The following is an 18,138-nucleotide window of genomic DNA, read 5'->3' on the forward strand; positions in this document are numbered from 1 at the left end:
GAGGCGCACCATAGTGTCTGGGCATGGACATCGTTCTCGTTCCCGGATTCTGGCTCGACGCATCCTCGTGGTCGGAGGTCACGCCCCCACTCGTGGCGGCCGGCCATCGCGTGCATCCACTCACCCTGCCGGGGCTCGAGGCTCCGGATGCTCCGCGATCCGACATCACCCTGCGCGACCACATCGATGCGGTCGTCGCGGCCGTGGACGCCCTCGCGGATCCCGTCGCGCTCGTCGGCCACTCCGGCGGCGGCGCGATCATCCACGGCGTCGTCGACCAGCGCCCCGACCGCGTCACCCGCGCGATCTACGTCGACAGCGTGCCGCTCGGCGAGGGCGGCGTCATCAATGACGAGCTCCCCGTGGTGAACGGCGAGGTGCCGTTGCCGGCCTGGGAGGAGTTCGACGACGACGACCTGGTCGACCTCGACGACGGCCTGCGCGCCGCCTTCCGGGCACGTTCCGTGCCCGAGCCGCGTCGCGTGACGAGCGATCCCATCCATCTGAGCGACGAGCGCCGCTATGACGTTCCGGCCACGGTGATCGCCTGCGAGTTCCCCAGCGGGCAGCTGATCTCGTGGCTGCAGGCGGGCCAGCCGTTCGTCGCCGAGCTGGGGCGCATCCGCGAGACCGAGTTCGTCGACCTCCCGACCGGCCACTGGCCCCAGTTCACGAAGCCGGCCGAGCTCGGCGAGGCGATCCTCGCCGCCGTCGACCGCGCCTGAGCGCCGGGGACGGACTTCGGCACGACCCACCACACGCCCGCACAATTCGGCCACGCAGGAATAATCTCTCCCACCCGTTGTTGAACTTGAGTGTCCACGACTCAACTTTCAAGAAACAGGAGAATTCGTGCCCGAAAACTTCACTCCCGAAGGTGACGGCGGCAACTCGTTCGACGAGTTCCTCGCCCGTTATCTCGCGGGTGAGCGTGCGCGTAGCGCGCGCTCCGTCGACATCAGCCGCTTCCTCAGCCGCCGTACCCAGGAGATCCTGGTCGAGGCCGGCCGCTTCGCCCTGGAGCACGGCCACCGCGAACTCGACTCCCTGCACGTGCTGCGCGTGATGGTGGAGCAGGACCCCGCCGCCGACGCGATGCGTCGCATCGGCGTCGACCCCGCCGCTGTCGCGGCTGCGGCCGAGCAGCGCCTGCCGCAGACCGGCAGCGCAGTGCCCGACGTCGACTCCGCGACCATCACACCGTCCGCCCAGCGGGCGCTCTTCCACGCGTACCAGGTCGCCCGGGCATCCGGAGCCACCTACATCGACCCCGAGCACCTCTTCTTCGCGCTCGTGATCGTGCAGGACGCGCCTGCCGGCCAGGTCCTGCAGGCCGCCGGAGTCACGCCGGACGCGCTGACCTCCGCTCTGCGGCAGTCGGGCACGGTCGGCGGCTCCGACCTGCCCGGAGACGAGCAGAACGCTGAGGCCTCCGACACCCCGATGCTCGACAAGTTCGGCACCGACCTGACCGAGCTCGCCCGCAACGGCAAGCTCGACCCGGTGATCGGCCGCCTCGACGAGATCGAGCAGACCGTCGAGATCCTCTCCCGTCGCACCAAGAACAACCCTGTCCTGGTCGGCGAGGCCGGTGTCGGCAAGACCGCGATCGTCGAAGGGCTCGCCCGCGCGATCGTCGACGGCAGCGTCCCCGAGCAGCTGCGGGAGAAGCGCGTCATCGCGCTCGACCTGCCGGCCATGCTCGCCGGCACGCGCTACCGCGGCGACTTCGAGGAGCGCCTCACCAAGCTGATGGACGAGATCAGCGCCGGCCGCGAGAGCCTCATCGTCTTCATCGACGAGCTGCACACGGTGGTCGGAGCCGGTGGCGCCGGAGACGGCGGCATGGACGCAGGCAACATCCTGAAGCCGCGCCTCGCGCGTGGCGAGCTGCACGTCGTCGGTGCGACGACGCTCAAGGAGTATCGGACCATCGAGAAGGACCCCGCCCTGGAGCGCCGGTTCCAGCCGGTGACCGTCGGCGAGCCGAGCATCGAAGACGCCGTGCAGATCCTCTCCGGACTGCGCAGCGCCTACGAGGAGCACCACGGCGTGCGGTACACCGACGACGCGATCCGTTCCGCGGTCGAGCTCTCGGCCCGCTACGTGTCCGACCGGTTCCTGCCCGACAAGGCCATCGACCTCATCGACCAGGCCGGCGCCCGCCTGCGCCTGTCGCTCGGCAAGCGCGTCGACGCGTCGGCGCTGCTCGAGCGTCTCGCCACCCTGGAGGCCGAGAAGAACTCGGCCGTGGCCGGCGAGCACTACGAGGAGGCCTCGCGCCTTCGCGACGAGATCGAGTCCGTCCAGACCGACCTCGGCGCTCTCAGCGCCAAACCGCAGAAGGATGCCGTGGTCGGCGAGCCCGAGATCGCCGCGGTGATCTCGCGTGCGACGGGCATCCCGGTGAGCCGGATCGGCGAAGCCGACCGGGTGCGCCTCGGGCGCCTCGAGGCCGAGCTGCACGAGCGTGTGATCGGTCAGGATGACGCGGTCATCGCCGTCTCGAAGGCCGTGCGCCGCAACCGCACCGGCCTCGGCGACGAAGGTCGACCCGTGGGCAGCTTCCTGTTCCTCGGCCCGACCGGTGTCGGCAAGACGGAGCTCGCGAAGTCGCTGGCCGCCTCCCTGTTCGGAGACGAGAAGGCGATGCTGCGGTTCGACATGAGCGAGTTCGGCGAGCGCCACACGGTCGCCCGCCTGGTCGGCGCCCCTCCGGGATACGTCGGCTACGACGAGGCCGGCCAGCTCACCGAGCGCGTGCGCCGCAACCCGTACTCGGTCGTGCTGTTCGACGAGATCGAGAAGGCCCACCCCGACGTCTTCAATCTGCTCCTGCAGGTGCTCGACGACGGACGCCTCACCGACGGTCAGGGCCGCACGGTCGACTTCCGCAACACGGTCGTCATCATGACCTCCAACCTCGGTTCGGAGTTCCTGGCATCGCGCAGCGGCGCCCTCGGCTTCGTGCCGATGGGAGCATCCGGTGACGCCAGCGGCTTCGCGTCCGAGAAGGACCTGCGGGACCGCGTCATGGGCAAGCTCCGTGAGGCGATGCGTCCGGAGTTCCTGAACCGCATCGACGAGATCGTGCTGTTCCGCAAGCTCGACGCCTCGCAGCTGCGCGGCATCGTCCGCCTGCTGCTCGCCGACACGGCCAACCGGCTGCGTCAGCACGACATCGAGCTCGACGCGACAGACGCGGCGATCGAGTGGATCGCCGACACCGGGTACGAGCCCGAGTACGGCGCCCGCCCGCTGCGGCGCGTCATCCAGCGCGAGGTCGACGACCGTATCGCCGACCTGCTCGTCTCCGGCGACCTCGCCGACGGCGGCACGGTGCGACTGGATGCCCGCGACGGCTCGCTCGAGGTCACCGCGGAGTTCGCGCGGATGCCCCTCGCGGCGTAACGCTCCCTGCGTAGCGCACCCGCACAACGCCACACACGAAACGGCGGCCCGGTTCTCCGGGCCGCCGTTTCGTCGTCTCCGGCTAGCTCGCAGCCGGGTCGACCGAGGCCGCGACGGCCTTCACGCTGCGCTCCAGGAACGACACGATCTCGTCCGACGGCATGTCCGTGTCGAGCGCGCTCTCGACCAGGGTCTCCTCGGCGAACGCCACCCACGATCGGAGCGCGATCCGGAGCAGCGGCGAGTCGGGCATCCCGAGCTCCAGGAACACGGCGACCACACGCTCCGCCTGCAGGTCGCGGGCCTCCTCGACCTCCTCGCGCACCTCGGCGTCGCCGCTCGCCACACCGCGCACGAGCGAGTAGAACGTCCCCCGATGCTCCCGCACGAACTCGACGATGCGGGTCAGCGTGTCGCGCAGCCGGTCGAGGGGCGGCAGCTCCGAAGCCGGCTCGGTCGCCCGCAGCATGCTGTCGCGGGCGGTCCGCACCACCTCGCGGTGAAAGCCCTGCTTGGAGCCGAAATAGTGGAAGAGCAGCCCCCGCGAGACCCCGGCCTGCGCCGACAGCTCCTCGATCGTGAGCTCGTCCAGCGGATGCTCGACCAGCCACGCCACCCCCAGCGCGATCAGCTGGGCGCGGCGCTCGTCCGGGGTCAACCGGGTGCGCCGATCCTCCTGCATGGTGCGAGCCTAGTGGCCGTGCCGGGTCGCCGACGCGGGTGTTCGCTTCGCGCAAGCATCCGGATGCCCTGCTATTGACATCTCGTCAATAGACGGGCATCCTCCTGTGTGGGCGTTCGACTGTCACCCGGATGGGGGTGGCGAACTCCGACCGTTCGAACGCGGATCGAGGAGGATCTATGAAGTTCCGAAAGCTCACGGGCACACACGCCGGACGAATCGTGCTCGCCGCGGTGCCCGTCGCGGTGGTCTCGACCCTCCTGATGGCGGGGGTGGCCGAAGGCGCCGTGCCCGTCTCCTTCTCGGTCTCCGGGAGCCAGTTCCAGATCAGCGCCTCGCAGCTCGACGGGACCGGATTCTCCCAGTACGCGGGCGTCGCCCCCGACACCGCGGGAAAGAACCACCAGGTCGCGATCGCGAACATCGGCTCCGCCAAGCTCGCCGACCTGTGCCAGTCGGTCGTCACCGACACCCCGATGGGGAAAGTCGGGATGCTCATCACGGCGGGTGGCGACGGCAAGCCCGCGACCGCGACCGACCTCCAGATCGGCATGACCGACCTCAAGGGTGACGCGACCTTCAACAACATCCGGATCGGCGTCGACGCCTCCACCGTGAACACGAGTCACAAGGGCACGGCCGGCGACTTCGCGCAGGATGCGGACAGCGTCTCGATCAAGGGCCTCCAGCAGACCGCGTGGAGCACGCAGGCGTCGGTGTTCAACCTCACCGGGATGCACGTGCAGCTGACGGACGGATCAAAGGGATGCTTCTGAGCAGCGCAGCCAAGCACGACCGCGGCGAGCGCGGCGGACTCGCCATGCGTCACGCGGCGACGTCCAGACGGTCCGCAGGGACCGGCGCGCGGTCGAGCTTCGCGGTGTGGCGGCGGCAGCGCCCGTTCGTCGGCGGACTCCTGACCGTCCTGGGCGGCGTCGAGATGTTCTTCTCGGGCCAGCTCGACATCGGCAAGATCCATGTGCAGCTCGGGATCGAAGGCCTGCAGGCGACGATCATCCCGGTGCTGCTCATCCTGCTGGGCGTGCTCGCGATCGCGATGCCGGTGCACCGCATCTTCTACGGAGTGATCGCCCTCGCCGTCGCGGTGTACTCGCTGATCGGCGTCAACCTCGGCGGATTCTTCATCGGGATGCTGCTCGCCACGGTCGGCGGTGTCCTCATCGTGGCGTGGATGCCGAAGACGGCGTCGGGCGCAGCGGTCGCCGATGCGCTCTCCACCGACGGCGGCACGAGTGGTGACGCGACCGACAGTGCGACAGGCGGCATGACCGAGGGGCGGCGATCCTGATCGGCCGGACACGCGTGCGCGCGACTCTCGGCGGCGCCGTTGCGCTCAGCCTGGTCGCGCTGACCGGGATCGGGGCCGCCGGCGTTCCCGCGCGCGCACCCGCTGCGCTGTGTATCCCGTTGCTGATGTCGTGCGGCTCGCCGTCGCCCACGCCGACGACGGCGCCGAGCCCATCGTCCTCGTTGCCGGTGCCGGTGCCGGTGCCGGTCCCTGTGCCGCCACCAGGCGGCGGTCTCCCCTCGGGCACGATGAGCGCCGCCCCGAGTACCCCCACCCCGTCCGCACCGGCGACGCCGGCCACCCGCGACGCTTCGGCGCCCGTGTTCACCCTGCCGGCCGCCCAGCTCACCGGTTCGTCGATCTCCTTCTCGGGCATCCCGACCCTGAGTTCGGTCGAGGTGCCACTGGCCGACGGCCGCACGACCACCGTTCTCAAGCTCACGGCCGACGACATCGTCATCACGGACTTCCACCTCAACGTCCGCAAGGCCGGCGGCCCGTCCCTGCTCACGGACGCCGGCCGGATGGAGCTGCGCGGCCACGTGCAGGTCTACGTCGACTCGGCGACGGCCACCCTCGCCGACGGCACCCCGCTGACGCTCGGCGCGGCCACCCCTCCCCCGGACAAGCAGGTCCCCTCGTCGTTGCTCCGCGTGCACCTCGGGCTCGTGGGCGTCACGGCCGACTCGATCACCCTCATCCCGTCGCACCAGGCGCTGAACGAGTAACCGTTTCTCCGCCCGGCCTTGAGGTCGGCGGTCGCGCGCGCTTGGATGGGGCCATGCAGATCCCCCGGCCGAGCGACGAGACGAAGACGTTCTTCCAGGCGGTGGTCCCGGATGCTCCCGGAGTCGTCGTCAAACCGATGTTCGGCAACCTGGGGGCGTTCGTGAACGGCAACATGTTCGCCGGCCTCTTCGGCGACACGATCGGCGTGAAGCTGCTGGACGACGCCTCACGCGACGAGCTCCTCGGGATCGACGGCACCGGACCGTACGGTCCGGCCGAGCGGCCGATGGGCGGCTACGTCTCACTCCCGGCCGCCTGGTCGGCCGATCCCGCGCGCGTGACCCCGTGGATCGAGCGCGCTCTCGCCCAGGTGTCCGAGCTGCCGGCGAAGGCGCCCAAAGCGCCGAAGCCTCCGAAGCCGCCGAAGTCTCGCTGACCCGGCAGGCGCGCCCGTACGCGAAGTTCCGGCTGTGCGCCGACCCCGCTCGCTAGGGTTGGCCCGTGACCGAGACTTCGCCCGCCTCCGTGGACTTCTCCGCCCTCACCGCGCCGGTCACCGTCGCGGAGGTGGCGCAGTTCCGGCGGGCCGTGCGCGCATCCGGTGCGGACTGGCCGTCGACGGGCGCACCGGTCGCAACGGTGATCGGCGGTCGATCGCGGCCGTCGTCGTGATCGCGTTCGTCGTGCCGAACCTGGCGGGATCCGATGCGGGGTTCGCCGCCGTGGTCGGACTCGTCGCGCTCGCGATCGTGGCCGCTGTCGTCGTCATCCGGATGCTCGCAGCGAGAGCACGCTGGGCGTCGTGGCTCCGCCTCGACCGGTTCGCGGGCGCGAACGCCATGACGTTCTGGCCGGTGGCGCCGGCCCCGGGGTACGCGGGCTCCATCTTCCAGCAGGGCAGGGAGCGGAGCATCCGGAACCGCCTGACCTCGACCGCCGGCCGCTTCGTCGACCTCGCGACCTACCGGTACGTGACCGGCTCCGGGAAGTCGCGGCAGGAGCACGAGTGGGGGTACCTCGCGATCCGGCTCGACCACGCCCTGCCGCACATCCTGCTCGACGCGCGGAGCAACAACGGTCTCTTCGGCGGCACGAACCTCCCGGCCGAGTTCTCCCGCTCGCAGCGGCTGTCGCTCGAAGGCGACTTCGACCGGTACTTCACCCTCTACTGCCCGAAGGACTACGAGCGCGACGCCCTCTACCTGCTCACTCCCGACCTCATGGCGCTCCTCATCGACGAGGCGCAGGACTTCGACGTCGAGATCGTCGACGACTGGCTGTTCGTCTACGCCTCGCGCGCACTCGACCTCACCGACCCGGCCGTGACGAGACGGATGTTCCGCATCCTCGGGACTGTCGGCGCGAAGGCGACGGGTCGAGCGGATCGCTACTCGGACGACCGCCAGGGTGCGGTCCGCGGCGCGACGGTGGCGCCCCAGGGCCGGCGACTCCGCCGGGCCTTCCCGGTGGTCGGGGTCACGATCGGCGCGATCCTGGCCGTCTGGTGGTTGGCGAACGTGATCTGGATCCGCTGAGAGCATCCGGAACTGCAACCTGAAGGTTGCGCTCTTCATCGGTTCGTGCAACCCTAAGGTTGCAGACACCGACAGAAAGGTACAGAATCATGACCATGACCGAAAACGAGCCGTCCGTCGTCGATCGCGACGAATTCACCGTGCGGCGCACCATCACCATCGCGGCGCCGCTGGAGAAGGTGTGGGCGGCGATCACCGAAGTCGAGCACATCGCGCGGTGGTTCCCGCAGGCGGCCGTGCTCGACGGGGTCGCCGTCGGCGCCGGCGGCGTCTTCACGTTCGAGGGCTACGGCGACGTCCCGGTGCAGATCGAGGAGCTCGATCCGCCCAGGATGATCGCCTACCGGTGGGGCAGCGACTCGTCGCGCGACCTGCGGGTCGACCTGGACCGCTCGACCGTGTTCCGCTTCACCCTCGAACCCGTCGCCACGGGCACGCAGCTCACGGTGGTCGAATCGGGCTTCGACGCCCTGACCGACCCTGCCACCAGCATGGAGAACAACCGCGGCGGCTGGGACTCGGAGCTTGACGAGCTCGTCGCCTACCTCGAAGGGGGCTCGTGAGCACCGACACTCTCGTTCCGGTGTTCGCCGCGCTCGGCGACGAGACCCGGTGGAGCATCCTGGCAGCCCTCGGCGAGGGGGACGCTTCGGCGTCCGCCCTCGCCGGGCGGCTCCCCGTCACACGGCAGGCGATCGCGAAACACCTCGCCGTGCTGCAGGAGGTCGGCCTCGTCGAGTCCGTGCGCGTCGGCCGCGAGCTGCGCTACCGGGTGATCGGCACGCAGCTGAGCGAGACCGCACGCCGGCTCGACCGCATCGGCGCCGAGTGGGACCACCGCCTGGCCGCGATCAAGCGGATCGCGGAGGAGCTGTAACGGAACTCCTGTAGCGCTGGCGACCCGACAGGGCCAGGATGAGCCGCATGGCACTCATGCAGCCGATAATCGCAGGTCCCCTCTCCGAACTCAGCTCGTCGATCCGCGTCCGCGGGCAGCTCGCGGGCAGCACGGTCACGATCGAGACGGACGCCCGCACGGTCGCGAAGGCGATCGTCCAGTCGGGTGACGAACGGATTCCGCTCGAGGCCGGGGTCACTCTGAAGCCCACCGAACTGCTGTTCGCGATTCAACACCTGGGCGGGGACCAGAGCGACCCGCCCTCGCCGAGCCAGATGATGCCGGTCGGCCCCGCCCCCAGCGCGGGCTTCGGCATGGTGAACATCGCGACGCACCTCTTCTCGTGCGGCCGCTACGTCTGGATCGACGGCGCGACTCCGGGCGCGGACATCACTCTTTCCGCGAGTGGAAGCGTGCTCGGCACCGGGAAAGCCGACGAGGGTGTCGCCCGTCTCACCCTGACGAACGCCATCCCTGCACAGGGACTGATCTCGGCGCACCAGTCCGGCGGCGGCCTCCCGCCGGGTCCGGACGTGTCGCGCACCCCCGATCGCATCCCCGGCGCACCCGGGCAACTGCTCCCCGCGCCCGTGATCACCCTCCCGGTCCGCGGTTGCGACCCGTCTGTCGGCGTCACCGGGGTATTCGATGGCGCGCTCGTCACGATCGAGCGGGCATCCGGAATTCGCGACCAGGCCGGCTTCGATCGCGACGCCCTGACCTTCGTGCTCTCGTCGCCCCTCAAGGAAGGCGACGAGCTCACGATCCGGCAGGAGGTCGATCGCAAGTGCGAGCGGCCGGCGAAGACCTCGGACCCGGTGGAAGTGGGACCGGTCGAGCCGGTCGACGCGCCCACCGTGCTCGGTCCCCTCTGTGCCGACACGACGACTGTGCGGGTGACCGACCTGCGCCCGGGCGCGACCCTCCACCTCGTCGCCAACCAGACCACCTACGACGGCCAGGTGCCGCCGGAGCAGACCTGGATGGACTGCCGGATCCCGGGGTTGAGCCAGGACCCCGTCACCGCTACGCAGGAGTGCTGCGGCGTGATGAGCCCGCCGGCCACCCCGGTGCGGGTCGATCCGCACGACAAGAACATCCCGGCCGCCGAGCTGGTTCTGCCGCTCTACGGATGCACCGGCGCCGTGTGCATCACCCGCGCGCGACCCGGTTCGCTCGTGCAGGTCTTCATGCAGACGCCGATCGGCGACGTCGCGATCAGCGACCAGGTGTTCGTCACCAGCAGCAACAGCATCGTCGGGGTCGCACCGCTCCTCGTCGAGGGCTCGACCATCTTCGTGCGTCAGTGGGCGTGCGGTGGCGGCGGCGTGGACTCCGTGCGGCAGGTGGTTCAAGCGCATCCGGAGCTCGCCGGGTTCGACATGGTGCAGCCGCTGTTCGCCGGGGACACGACCGTCAACGTGCGCGGCGCCGTGCCCGGCGCGACGGTCGATCTCTACACCGGCGGCTCGGGGTTCCTCGGCTCTGCGGTGTGCGACGCGCTGCATCCGGTCACGGTCGTGCACCTCATCCGGCCCCTCACCGACGGCGACCACGTCTCGGGTCGCGAAGTGCTCTGCGGGATGGCGTCGCAATCGCGCGGCTCGGTCAGCGTGAACGCGCCGCAGAGCTTCGGACCGCGGCCGTTCTACATCGTCGGCCACAATCCGAACACCGTCGCGGATGCCGTGGACGCGGTCATCCACGGCGCGAACGGCCTCGAACCGGATGTGCAGGTGTACGAAGACGACGCCAGCCGGCTCTGCATCAGCCACGGCACCGGCGAACCGTCCGCCCCCACCGTCGCTGCGTACCTGGACGGAGTGCATCAGCACCTTGTGAATTCGGGACTGTCCCTGGTGGTCTTCGACTGCAAGTCCGAGGCGACCTCGGCGGACCGCGGCTATGAACTGCTGATGACCATTCGCGAGCATCTGACGTTCGACAACGACATCAACGTCATCATCTCGGTGGGAAAGCTCGACGAGGGCGGCTTCTTCGACCGCATCATCGACATCCTGGGACCCCGCGAGGGCCTCATGATCGACGCCGAGGACGATCCGGGGGCGGTGACCAACTACTTCACGAGCCGCGGGCTGACGCACCAGGGCTACGGCAACGGGATCAGCTTCGCCAACTTCGCGCTCGGCCCCTACTACCGCTACACGCTCGAGGCCGCTTGCGGCATCCGCGCCCAGGCGGGCAGGCCGTCGTTCATCTACGTGTGGACGGTCAACGCCCACGACGAGCTCCGCGAATACATCCGGATCGGCGTCGACGGCATCATCACCGACGACCCGCACGACCTCGTCGACATCGCCGGCGAGGCGGAATTCGCGAGCCTGATCACCCTCGCCACTCGCACGGACAACCCGTTCGCCCAGCCCGACTTCGCCTACGGCCTGCACATCCACACGGCCGACCGCTGGATGGCCGGCACCGACGCCAACGTCACCTTCACTCTCACGGGAACCCTGGGAAGCACGAGCAAGACGGTCGACACCTCGCTGATCCGCCGCATGGAGCGCGACGACTGGAACTGGGTCACCCTCCCCAGCAACGATCTCGGCACCCTGCAGACCCTCACGGTGCAGCGCGACAACGACGGCAACGGCCCCGACTGGTACCTCGACAGAATCGAGGTGCACAGCGCGCGCTACGGCACCGGCGGCACGGCCAGCTTCGATCGGGATGTCGACAGTACGTCGCCGTTCACGGTGGCGGTCGTCTAGAAGGGACGGATTCGCGAAACTCGCCCGTCTGTGCTCTCCTGCCTGGCCGTCCGATGGCGCGAAACGCCTGGGAACAGGCAGACCGCTCGAGCGAGCATCCCCTCCTCGGGGGCGAGCCCTCGCCCGTTCCAACCGATAACGTCGGAGATCGTGGGGGACGATACTGCTGATTCGATGCGCGACGCTGTCGCGCGGGTCGACTTTGCGGGAATCAGCGCCCTCTCTTCGCGCCCGGCCGGGTACGCCGTGGCGCTGAAGTGCCTCCAGGTTCAAGCCGACGCGGAAGACCTGGATCCGTCGTTGAAGACGGACAAGCGCGTGACGCTGCACGCGGATGCCTGGTCCTGGTATCAAGGCGCGCTGGGCGAGATCGAAGTCGGCGAGATGCTCCGCTCGCTGGGGCCGGAGTGGTTCGTGAGGCACTCGGTTCCGATCGGAGCAGGCACGAAGGATGTCGATCATCTGGTGATCGGACCCGGCGGCGTCTTCGGGATCAACACCAAGCACCATCAGGGATCATCCGTCTGGGTCGGCGATCACGTGCTCCGCGTCAACAATGCGAATACCTCGCACCTCAGAGCAGCAGGAAACGATTCGCTCGACGTAAGTCGCCGACTCTCGAGCAAGGTCGCCTTTCCCGTGCCGGTGACCCCGGTCATCGCTGTGTTGAATGCCGGGCACATCACCGACAGACGTTCACCACAGAGCCGCTCAGTTTCAGTGGTGGATGCCCGGAAGCTGGTCGCCTGGCTGAGAATACAGCCGGCTCAACTGAGTCCGACCAAGATCGAGCTGATCAAACTCGCGGCCGAGGAACCTCAGACTTGGCATGTAGACCCGAGAGCGGCCGACACGCTTCGTGTTATGCAGCGTTTCGAACGACTTGTCGCTCGCGTCGGCGTTCCGAGGGCGACCGTGCAGCATGCGACCTCGGCGGTCAAGACGCGACGGCCGGCGAGCCGACCGACGAGCCGCGCCTCAGCTCAGATAGCGACTCAACCGCTTTCCGTACTGCCGGACATCATCCGATTGTGGTTCGTGACTGCCCTCATCATCGCGGCGATCTTGACCTTCCGCAGTGTTGCGAATCAGCCTTGTCTGTCCCCGACGGCGTGCATCGTCCCGGCTGTTTACCTGGCGTGGAAGCCATTCTTGATGCTCGGGGGCGTTGTCGTCGTCGGGCGAACGGTCATCGTCACGATCCGCCGTGTTTCTGGAGCCGGCGGATCGGCACGACGGCGTAAGTAACCTCTGCCGTTGTTCGGGCGTGTGGGCAAGCGAACACACGCCTCCTGCCCGGTGTCCTTCTGCCCGGGCTATCGATACCCCGCCTAGTCGCTTTGCGAGGCGTCCCCGAACCAGGTCGGCAGGTGGCGGAGCAGGTCCTCCTGGTCGTCGCCGATCCAGGCGACGTGGCCATCCGGCCGGAGCAGGACCGCGGGCGCGTGCAGTTCGGCGCTGCCGTCGACGACGTGGTCGATCCTGTCCGCCCATCCGGTGACGGAGAGTTCGCCGGTCTGGTCGAGCAGGAGGCCGCGGCCGTCGTGCGTGAGTTCGTAGAGGCGGCCGCGCGACAGCGCGATGTCGCGCATCCTTCTGCCGAGCAACTCGGGACCTTCGCCGAAGTCGTACCGGATGCCGATCCCGGTGACCTTCTCGGCCAGGAATCGGCTGACATCCTCGAAGTCCATCAGCTCGGTCAGCAGCCGGCGAACGGCTTGCGGACCCGGATCTGTCGACAGCAGCTCGCTCTGCGCGCGGGTGATGGTCAGCACGTCTTCGGCGACCGGGTGACGCTCGGTCTCGTAGGTGTCCAGCAGGCCATCCGGCGCCCACCCGTCGACCTCGGCGGCGAGCTTCCAGCCGAGATTGAAGGCGTCCTGGATGCCGAGGTTCAGACCCTGCCCACCCAGCGGTGGATGCACGTGCGCGGCGTCTCCGGCCAGGAGGACCCTGCCCACGCGGTATCGCTCGGCAAGCCGGGTGGCGTCGGTGAAACGGGTCAGCGATCGCGGTGAGTGGACGCCGAAGTCGGTGCCCGCGTATGCCCGCAGCTGCTCCCGGAACTCCTCCAGAGTCGGCGGGACCGAGCGATCCTCGGCCACCGTCGCCGCAGGCACGACGGCGCGGAAGAGCCTGTCGCCGGCGGGGCCGATGCCGAACCCCCTGTGGGTCTTGCGCACCTCCTCCGACACCGCGGCGATGTCCTCCGCCGCCGCTGTGACCTGCACCTCGCCGAGGAGCCACTCGGTCGTGGCGGGATCCCCGGGGAAGCCGATGCCGAGGAGTCTGCGGACCAGGCTGCGCCCGCCGTCGCAGCCGACCAGCCAGCGCGAGCGCATCCGGATGCCGTCGGCGAGTTCGACGTTCACACCGTCGTCGTCCTGCTCGATACCCGTGACCTCGGAGCCGCGGCGGACCTCTGCGCCGAGCTCGACAGCGCGCTCGGCCAGCAGACGATCGGTGACCGGCTGCGGGATGCCGAGGACGTAGTCGTGTGCGGTGTCGAGGCTGACAGGCCGGGGGCTGGCGATACCGGCGAAGCGGCCGACACCTGCGGGATATTGCTGCCCGAGCGCGAGGAACCGGTCGAGCAGTCCGCGCTGGTCGAGGATCTCGATGCTTCGCGGGTGCAGACCGAGCGAGCGGACCAGCCGGCTCGGCTCGGCGTCCCTCTCCAGCACGAGCACGTCCACGTCGTGCAGCCGAAGCTCGCTGGCGAGCATCATCCCCGTCGGTCCACCGCCGCTGATGATCACGTCGAACATGGAACTCCTCGCCATTGAGTTGACGGAAGCGCAGGCGGGCGCGACCTGCTCACTGAAGGCAGAACTCGTTCCCTTCCGGATCGCGCATCTGATAGTAGTGCTCGGTCACGGGCCCCCAGGCCTGGTCGATGAGGCGTACGACGCTCGCGCCGAGAGCGACGAGGCGGTCCCTCTCCGCATCGAGTTCCTCGTTGGTCGGCCGCCGCCCCTGCACGGCCTGCACGTCGAGGTGAACGCGATTCCGCCCGGCCTTCGGCCCATCGGCATGGTGGAAGAACAACCGCGGCCCGCTGCCATCGTCACTCGCCGCAAGCGCTCGCTTGCCGAGGTCCGCCTCACTGAGGCCGCCGGCGAGCAGCCTCTCCCGCAGTTCCCCGTCGAACCGCTGAGGCGGATACCCGAATACCCCTGCCCAGAAGTCGGAGAGTGCCTGCGGATCGTTTGCGTAGAACACGATGTTGCCGAGCGTAGCCACGGGAGGGTGTCCTCTCAGGAGTGGTTGGCGGATGCTGGTCCGATCATCGCCTGCGAGCCGCGATGTGTCCATGCCCAGTTGCGCGACTTCTAGCTGCCGTCCTCGCCCGCCCGCTCTGCGGCGGCCTGCTCCGCCTTCACCGCTCGATGGATGTTGCCGTGGATGTGGTCGGCCCCGATCAGGGCGATCACGCCGTCGCGTTCGAGGACAGCCCGGGGCGCCGGCTTCAGCCGGGTGAGGCGAAGGTTCACGCCGGCGTCGCGGGCGAGGGCCACGACGTCCGCCATCTTGGCCGCGCCTTGCGAGTCGATGAAGTTGATCCCGCCGCAGTCGATCACGATGCCGGTCAGTTCCGGGTTGGCCTGGATGACCTCCCGCAGGTGGTCCTCCAGGGCGTCGGCGGTTGCGAAGAAGAGGCCGCCGTCGAACCGCACCACCGCCACACCCGGCAGAATCTCATCGCCCGGGAACGTGTCGACCTCGCGGAAGACCTGAGTGCCACGCTCGCGACCGAGAGTCGGCATCTCCGGGTGGGTGGCCACCGCGACCAACCAGACCAGCGAAAGTCCAATCCCGATGATGACGCCCGCGAGCACGCCGAACACCAGAGTTCCGAGGAGCGCGACGATCGCGATCCAGAAGTCGACCTTCTTCACCCGGAACAGCCGCCGCATCTCCGGGAAATCCATCATCCCCATGACGACGGCCTCGATGATCAGCGCCCCGAGCACCGCCTTGGGCAGGTTCGAGAAGAGCGGCGCCAGGAACAACAGGGTGAGCAGCACGGTGACGCCGGAAGTCAGGGAGGCGAGTCCGGTCTTGGCCCCCGAGCGGTCGTTCAACGAGCTCGCCGAGAGGCTGGTCGAGACCGGCATCCCCTGGAACAGGCCCGAGCCGATGTTGGCCAGCGACTGCGCAACCAATTCCTGGTTGATGTCGATCTGGTAGCGGTGCTTCGCGGCGAACGTGCGCGCATCCCCCGCGGTCTGCGAGAACCCGATCATGACCAGCGCCACCGCAGCGAGGGCAACAGTTCCCGCATGCTCCCACAGCTGCTGAACATCCGGAACCTGCAGCGACGGCAGCCCACGGGGCACATTCCCCACCAGGGCCACGCCCTTGTCCCCGAGGTCGAACAGGGCAGCCGCCAGCAGTCCGCCCACCACGAGCACCAAAGCGCCGGGAACGCGCGGAGCGATCGCCCGGAGCCCGAAGACGACGACCAGCGAGATGATGCCGACAAGCACGGTCGTCCGATGCGCATCGCCCAGGGTTCCGAACCACGACCACAGTTCCTGGATCGGGTTGGAGCCGGTGACCTCGGTTCCGGTGAGCTTGGGGAGCTCTCCGATCACCACGTCGATCGCCGCGCCGAAGAGGAAGCCGGTGACCACGGCACGCGAGAGGAACTGCGCGACCCAGCCCATCCGGAAGACGGCAAGAAGCAGAAACAGGATGCCCGAAGCGAGAGTGATTCCGGCAACGAACGAGGCGACGTTCTGCTCGCCGGTGATGGCCGCCGCGAGCACGGCACTCGCGGCCACCGCCGCCAGACCTGAGCTGGGACCCATCGAGATCTGCCGGCTGGATCCGAAGACCGCGTACAGGATGGCGCCGGCAGCGGCTGCGTACAGGCCGTTCTGAAGAGGTATGCCCGCGATGCCGGCGTAGCCCAGGTTCTTGGGGACGATGAGGGCGGCGACGGTGACGCCGGCGATCAGGTCGCCGCGCAGCCACGAGCGGTTGTAGGAACGGAGCTGGCCGAATATCGGGACCCGAGTAAGGCCTCGTCCCTTTGCCTTGGTCATGCGTCAGTCTTACCCAAGTTTGGCGGTTGCGCCAGAGCGCTGGTTCGTACTGCTGGAGGGCGTTGCCAAGGGACAGCGTCGAGGCCGGTGTCCGCGGTCCGTGCGACCATTCCCTTGACGTACGAGGGAGCGGAGGGCCGGATGCGGGGCGAGGCGACCGTGCTGCACGCGGACCTTGACGCGTTCTACGCCTCGGTCGAGCAGCGCGACGCGCCTGCGCTCCGCGGCCGGCCTGTCATCGTCGGGGGCGGCGTCGTGCTGGCGGCAAGCTACGAGGCGAAGGCGCGAGGTGTGCGCACCGCCATGGGTGGCCGGCAGGCGCGCGACCTGTGCCCGGAGGCCGTGGTCGTCCCGCCGCGCATGGATGCATATTCGGCGGCAAGCAAGGACGTGTTCGCGATCTTCCGCGATACGACCCCGCTCGTAGAGGGACTGTCGATCGACGAGGCGTTTCTAGAGGTCGGCGGGCTCAGGCGTATCGCGGGCACGCCCGAGCAGATCGCGGTGAGGCTGCGGGAGCGGGTTCGCGCAGAGGTCGGCCTCGCCATCTCGGTCGGAATCGCGCGGACCAAATTCCTCGCCAAGGTCGCCAGCGCCGTGAGCAAACCCGACGGGCTGCTCATCGTCGAACCCGATCGGGAACAGGAATTCCTGCTGCCACTCCCGGTGGAACGGCTGTGGGGGGTCGGCGCCGTCACCGCAGAGAAGCTGCATCGGCTCGGCATCCGCACCGTCGGTCAGCTCGCCGAGCTCGAAGAGGCCACGGCCGAGAGGCTGCTCGGCAAGGCGACCGGCGCGCACCTGCACGCGCTCGCCCGCCTGCGGGATCCGCGCCCGGTCGACGCTACAAAGCGACGCGGGTCCATCGGCTCTCAGCGCGCGCTCGGAAGCCGCCCGCGTACGGCCGAGGAACTCGACCTCATCCTCACTCAGCTCGTCGATCGGCTCGCTGGCCGACTCCGCGACGGCGATCGGACGTGCCGAACGATCGTGCTGCGGCTCCGCTACGGCGACTTCGCCAAAGCCACCCGGTCGCGCACGCTCGGCTTCCCGTCCGACCGGACGTCCGTGCTGCTCACCATCGCCCGAAGCCTTCTCGCTGCCGCCCTCCCCGAGGTCACGGAACGCGGCATCACCCTCATCGGCATCTCGCTGTCTCAGTTGGGACGGGCCGACAGTTTCCAGCCCGAACTGCCGATCGACTGGGACGACGGGGCACGCCTCGACACCGTGCTCGACGCCGTTCGCGATCGCTTCGGTGCAACATCCGTCGCTCGTGCCGCGCAACTCGGTCGCGACCCCGGCTGGTCGACCCCGCTCCTGCCGGAACACGAATGACGCCAGACGCTGATGTCGAGCGCCGATGGCGACCCGTTCAAGCGACCTCGCCGTCGTAACGTGGGGGCTAACGACCCTGACGCTTCTTGAACGGTTTCGGCTGCCCCTTCACGGCCGGGGCGCGACCTTTGCCCTTCGAAGCTTTGGCTTTGCCGCCGGCCGAAACGACAGGCTTCTCGACCGGCGCGGGTGCCGCAGCGATCTCGTCCCGCGCCGTGGCAAGAAAGAGGATTCCGGCCTTGGTGAGCCGGGTTCCCGTGGCGTCACGAATGAAGAGTGGAGATCCCACTTCGTCTTCAAGCTTCGAAATCGACGAGTAGAGAGCAGCGAGAGGGATGTTGAGTTTGATTGCCGCTCGCGGAAAGTGCAGCTCCTCGGCCACGGCGACAAACCGAACGAGCAGGGTGATATTCACATCGGGCCCTTCATGGATGATGGATCGGCGCTGCGCGA

General features: G+C 68.8%; 18 protein-coding genes. 13 read left to right on the top strand and 5 right to left on the bottom strand.

Annotation, left to right across the window (positions count from 1 at the left end; all coding sequences use genetic code 11):
• Positions 1-23 precede the first annotated feature (23 nt).
• Together ACFVV5_RS17160 and ACFVV5_RS17165 are read left to right on the top strand one after the other, a co-directional pair.
• Positions 24-725, top strand: coding sequence for an alpha/beta fold hydrolase (locus ACFVV5_RS17160; RefSeq protein WP_387246516.1), 702 nt, complete (start codon positions 24-26; stop codon positions 723-725).
• A gap of 127 nt (positions 726-852) precedes the next feature.
• Positions 853-3,411, top strand: coding sequence for an ATP-dependent Clp protease ATP-binding subunit (locus ACFVV5_RS17165; protein ID WP_387246518.1), 2,559 nt, complete (start codon positions 853-855; stop codon positions 3,409-3,411).
• An 82-nt stretch (positions 3,412-3,493) separates the two neighbouring features.
• Here the strand turns inward: ACFVV5_RS17165 and ACFVV5_RS17170 are convergent, their stop codons facing one another.
• Complete coding sequence (locus tag ACFVV5_RS17170; RefSeq protein WP_387246520.1) at positions 3,494-4,093, bottom strand: TetR/AcrR family transcriptional regulator; 600 nt, start codon at positions 4,091-4,093, stop codon at positions 3,494-3,496.
• A gap of 179 nt (positions 4,094-4,272) precedes the next feature.
• Here ACFVV5_RS17170 and ACFVV5_RS17175 point away from each other — a divergent pair, with 179 nt between their 5' ends.
• The 10 genes from ACFVV5_RS17175 (at position 4,273) to ACFVV5_RS17220 (ending at position 12,544) form a co-directional block, all read left to right on the top strand.
• Positions 4,273-4,869, top strand: a complete 597-nt coding sequence (locus tag ACFVV5_RS17175; protein WP_387246522.1) for a DUF6230 family protein — start codon at positions 4,273-4,275, stop codon at positions 4,867-4,869.
• Complete coding sequence (locus tag ACFVV5_RS17180) at positions 4,860-5,402, top strand: DUF6114 domain-containing protein (RefSeq protein WP_387246524.1); 543 nt, start codon at positions 4,860-4,862, stop codon at positions 5,400-5,402. The genes ACFVV5_RS17175 and ACFVV5_RS17180 overlap by 10 nt, the downstream gene beginning before the upstream one ends.
• Positions 5,403-5,416: 14 nt before the next feature.
• The gene (locus tag ACFVV5_RS17185; RefSeq protein ID WP_387246526.1) at positions 5,417-6,130 is read left to right on the top strand and encodes a hypothetical protein; all 714 of its coding nucleotides are present in this window, start codon (positions 5,417-5,419) and stop codon (positions 6,128-6,130) included.
• A 53-nt stretch (positions 6,131-6,183) separates the two neighbouring features.
• Positions 6,184-6,567, top strand: coding sequence for a TfoX/Sxy family protein (locus ACFVV5_RS17190; RefSeq protein ID WP_387246528.1), 384 nt, complete (start codon positions 6,184-6,186; stop codon positions 6,565-6,567).
• A 65-nt stretch (positions 6,568-6,632) separates the two neighbouring features.
• On the top strand, positions 6,633-6,803 hold the full coding sequence (locus ACFVV5_RS17195) for a hypothetical protein (protein WP_387246530.1): 171 nt from the start codon (positions 6,633-6,635) through the stop codon (positions 6,801-6,803).
• Positions 6,800-7,666, top strand: coding sequence for a hypothetical protein (locus ACFVV5_RS17200; protein WP_387246532.1), 867 nt, complete (start codon positions 6,800-6,802; stop codon positions 7,664-7,666). The genes ACFVV5_RS17195 and ACFVV5_RS17200 overlap by 4 nt, the downstream gene beginning before the upstream one ends.
• A 95-nt stretch (positions 7,667-7,761) precedes the next feature.
• Complete coding sequence (locus tag ACFVV5_RS17205; RefSeq protein ID WP_387246534.1) at positions 7,762-8,229, top strand: SRPBCC family protein; 468 nt, start codon at positions 7,762-7,764, stop codon at positions 8,227-8,229.
• Entirely contained in the window at positions 8,226-8,543 is a 318-nt protein-coding gene (locus ACFVV5_RS17210; protein WP_387246536.1) for an ArsR/SmtB family transcription factor, read from the top strand. Before ACFVV5_RS17205 ends, ACFVV5_RS17210 begins: the two co-directional genes overlap by 4 nt.
• Positions 8,544-8,590: 47 nt before the next feature.
• A complete protein-coding gene (locus tag ACFVV5_RS17215) occupies positions 8,591-11,296 on the top strand; it encodes a PLAT/LH2 domain-containing protein (RefSeq protein WP_387246538.1) in 2,706 nt (901 codons plus the stop codon).
• A 174-nt stretch (positions 11,297-11,470) separates the two neighbouring features.
• Positions 11,471-12,544, top strand: a complete 1,074-nt coding sequence (locus ACFVV5_RS17220) for a nuclease-related domain-containing protein (protein ID WP_387246540.1) — start codon at positions 11,471-11,473, stop codon at positions 12,542-12,544.
• 83 nt (positions 12,545-12,627) lie between these two features.
• Here the strand turns inward: ACFVV5_RS17220 and rox are convergent, their stop codons facing one another.
• The 3 genes from rox to ACFVV5_RS17235 all read right to left on the bottom strand — a co-directional run bounded on the left by rox (position 12,628) and on the right by ACFVV5_RS17235 (position 16,347).
• Entirely contained in the window at positions 12,628-14,064 is a 1,437-nt protein-coding gene (gene rox, locus ACFVV5_RS17225; RefSeq protein ID WP_387246542.1) for a rifampin monooxygenase, read from the bottom strand.
• A gap of 49 nt (positions 14,065-14,113) precedes the next feature.
• Positions 14,114-14,539: a VOC family protein gene (locus ACFVV5_RS17230; protein ID WP_387246544.1), complete on the bottom strand. Its 426-nt coding sequence runs from the start codon at positions 14,537-14,539 to the stop codon at positions 14,114-14,116.
• Between the two features lie 89 nt (positions 14,540-14,628).
• Complete coding sequence (locus ACFVV5_RS17235) at positions 14,629-16,347, bottom strand: SulP family inorganic anion transporter (protein WP_387246545.1); 1,719 nt, start codon at positions 16,345-16,347, stop codon at positions 14,629-14,631.
• Positions 16,348-16,488: 141 nt separating this feature from the next.
• On the opposite strand from ACFVV5_RS17235, the gene dinB reads away from it, so the two are divergent.
• Positions 16,489-17,685 (top strand): DNA polymerase IV, encoded by a 1,197-nt coding sequence (gene dinB / locus ACFVV5_RS17240; RefSeq protein WP_387246720.1) that lies wholly within the window; start codon positions 16,489-16,491, stop codon positions 17,683-17,685.
• Between the two features lie 67 nt (positions 17,686-17,752).
• On the opposite strand, the gene ACFVV5_RS17245 is transcribed toward dinB, so the two are convergent.
• Complete coding sequence (locus ACFVV5_RS17245; RefSeq protein ID WP_387246547.1) at positions 17,753-18,100, bottom strand: LysR family transcriptional regulator; 348 nt, start codon at positions 18,098-18,100, stop codon at positions 17,753-17,755.
• Positions 18,101-18,138 lie beyond the last annotated feature (38 nt).

This window comes from Leifsonia sp. NPDC058248, from assembly GCF_042881905.1.
GTDB lineage: Bacteria > Actinomycetota > Actinomycetes > Actinomycetales > Microbacteriaceae > Leifsonia.

What these genes read in the sequence shown, in the direction of transcription:
- ACFVV5_RS17180 (WP_387246524.1), top strand. Translation starts at nt 4,860, where the DNA reads ATGCTTCTGAGCAGCGCAGCCAAGCACGACCGCGGCGAGCGCGGCGGA.
- ACFVV5_RS17235 (WP_387246545.1), bottom strand. Translation starts at nt 16,347, where the DNA reads ATGACCAAGGCAAAGGGACGAGGCCTTACTCGGGTCCCGATATTCGGC.
- ACFVV5_RS17190 (WP_387246528.1), top strand. Translation starts at nt 6,184, where the DNA reads ATGCAGATCCCCCGGCCGAGCGACGAGACGAAGACGTTCTTCCAGGCG.
- rox (WP_387246542.1), bottom strand. Translation starts at nt 14,064, where the DNA reads ATGTTCGACGTGATCATCAGCGGCGGTGGACCGACGGGGATGATGCTC.
- ACFVV5_RS17160 (WP_387246516.1), top strand. Translation starts at nt 24, where the DNA reads ATGGACATCGTTCTCGTTCCCGGATTCTGGCTCGACGCATCCTCGTGG.
- ACFVV5_RS17215 (WP_387246538.1), top strand. Translation starts at nt 8,591, where the DNA reads ATGGCACTCATGCAGCCGATAATCGCAGGTCCCCTCTCCGAACTCAGC.
- ACFVV5_RS17220 (WP_387246540.1), top strand. Translation starts at nt 11,471, where the DNA reads ATGCGCGACGCTGTCGCGCGGGTCGACTTTGCGGGAATCAGCGCCCTC.
- ACFVV5_RS17175 (WP_387246522.1), top strand. Translation starts at nt 4,273, where the DNA reads ATGAAGTTCCGAAAGCTCACGGGCACACACGCCGGACGAATCGTGCTC.
- dinB (WP_387246720.1), top strand. Translation starts at nt 16,489, where the DNA reads ATGCGGGGCGAGGCGACCGTGCTGCACGCGGACCTTGACGCGTTCTAC.
- ACFVV5_RS17170 (WP_387246520.1), bottom strand. Translation starts at nt 4,093, where the DNA reads ATGCAGGAGGATCGGCGCACCCGGTTGACCCCGGACGAGCGCCGCGCC.
- ACFVV5_RS17205 (WP_387246534.1), top strand. Translation starts at nt 7,762, where the DNA reads ATGACCGAAAACGAGCCGTCCGTCGTCGATCGCGACGAATTCACCGTG.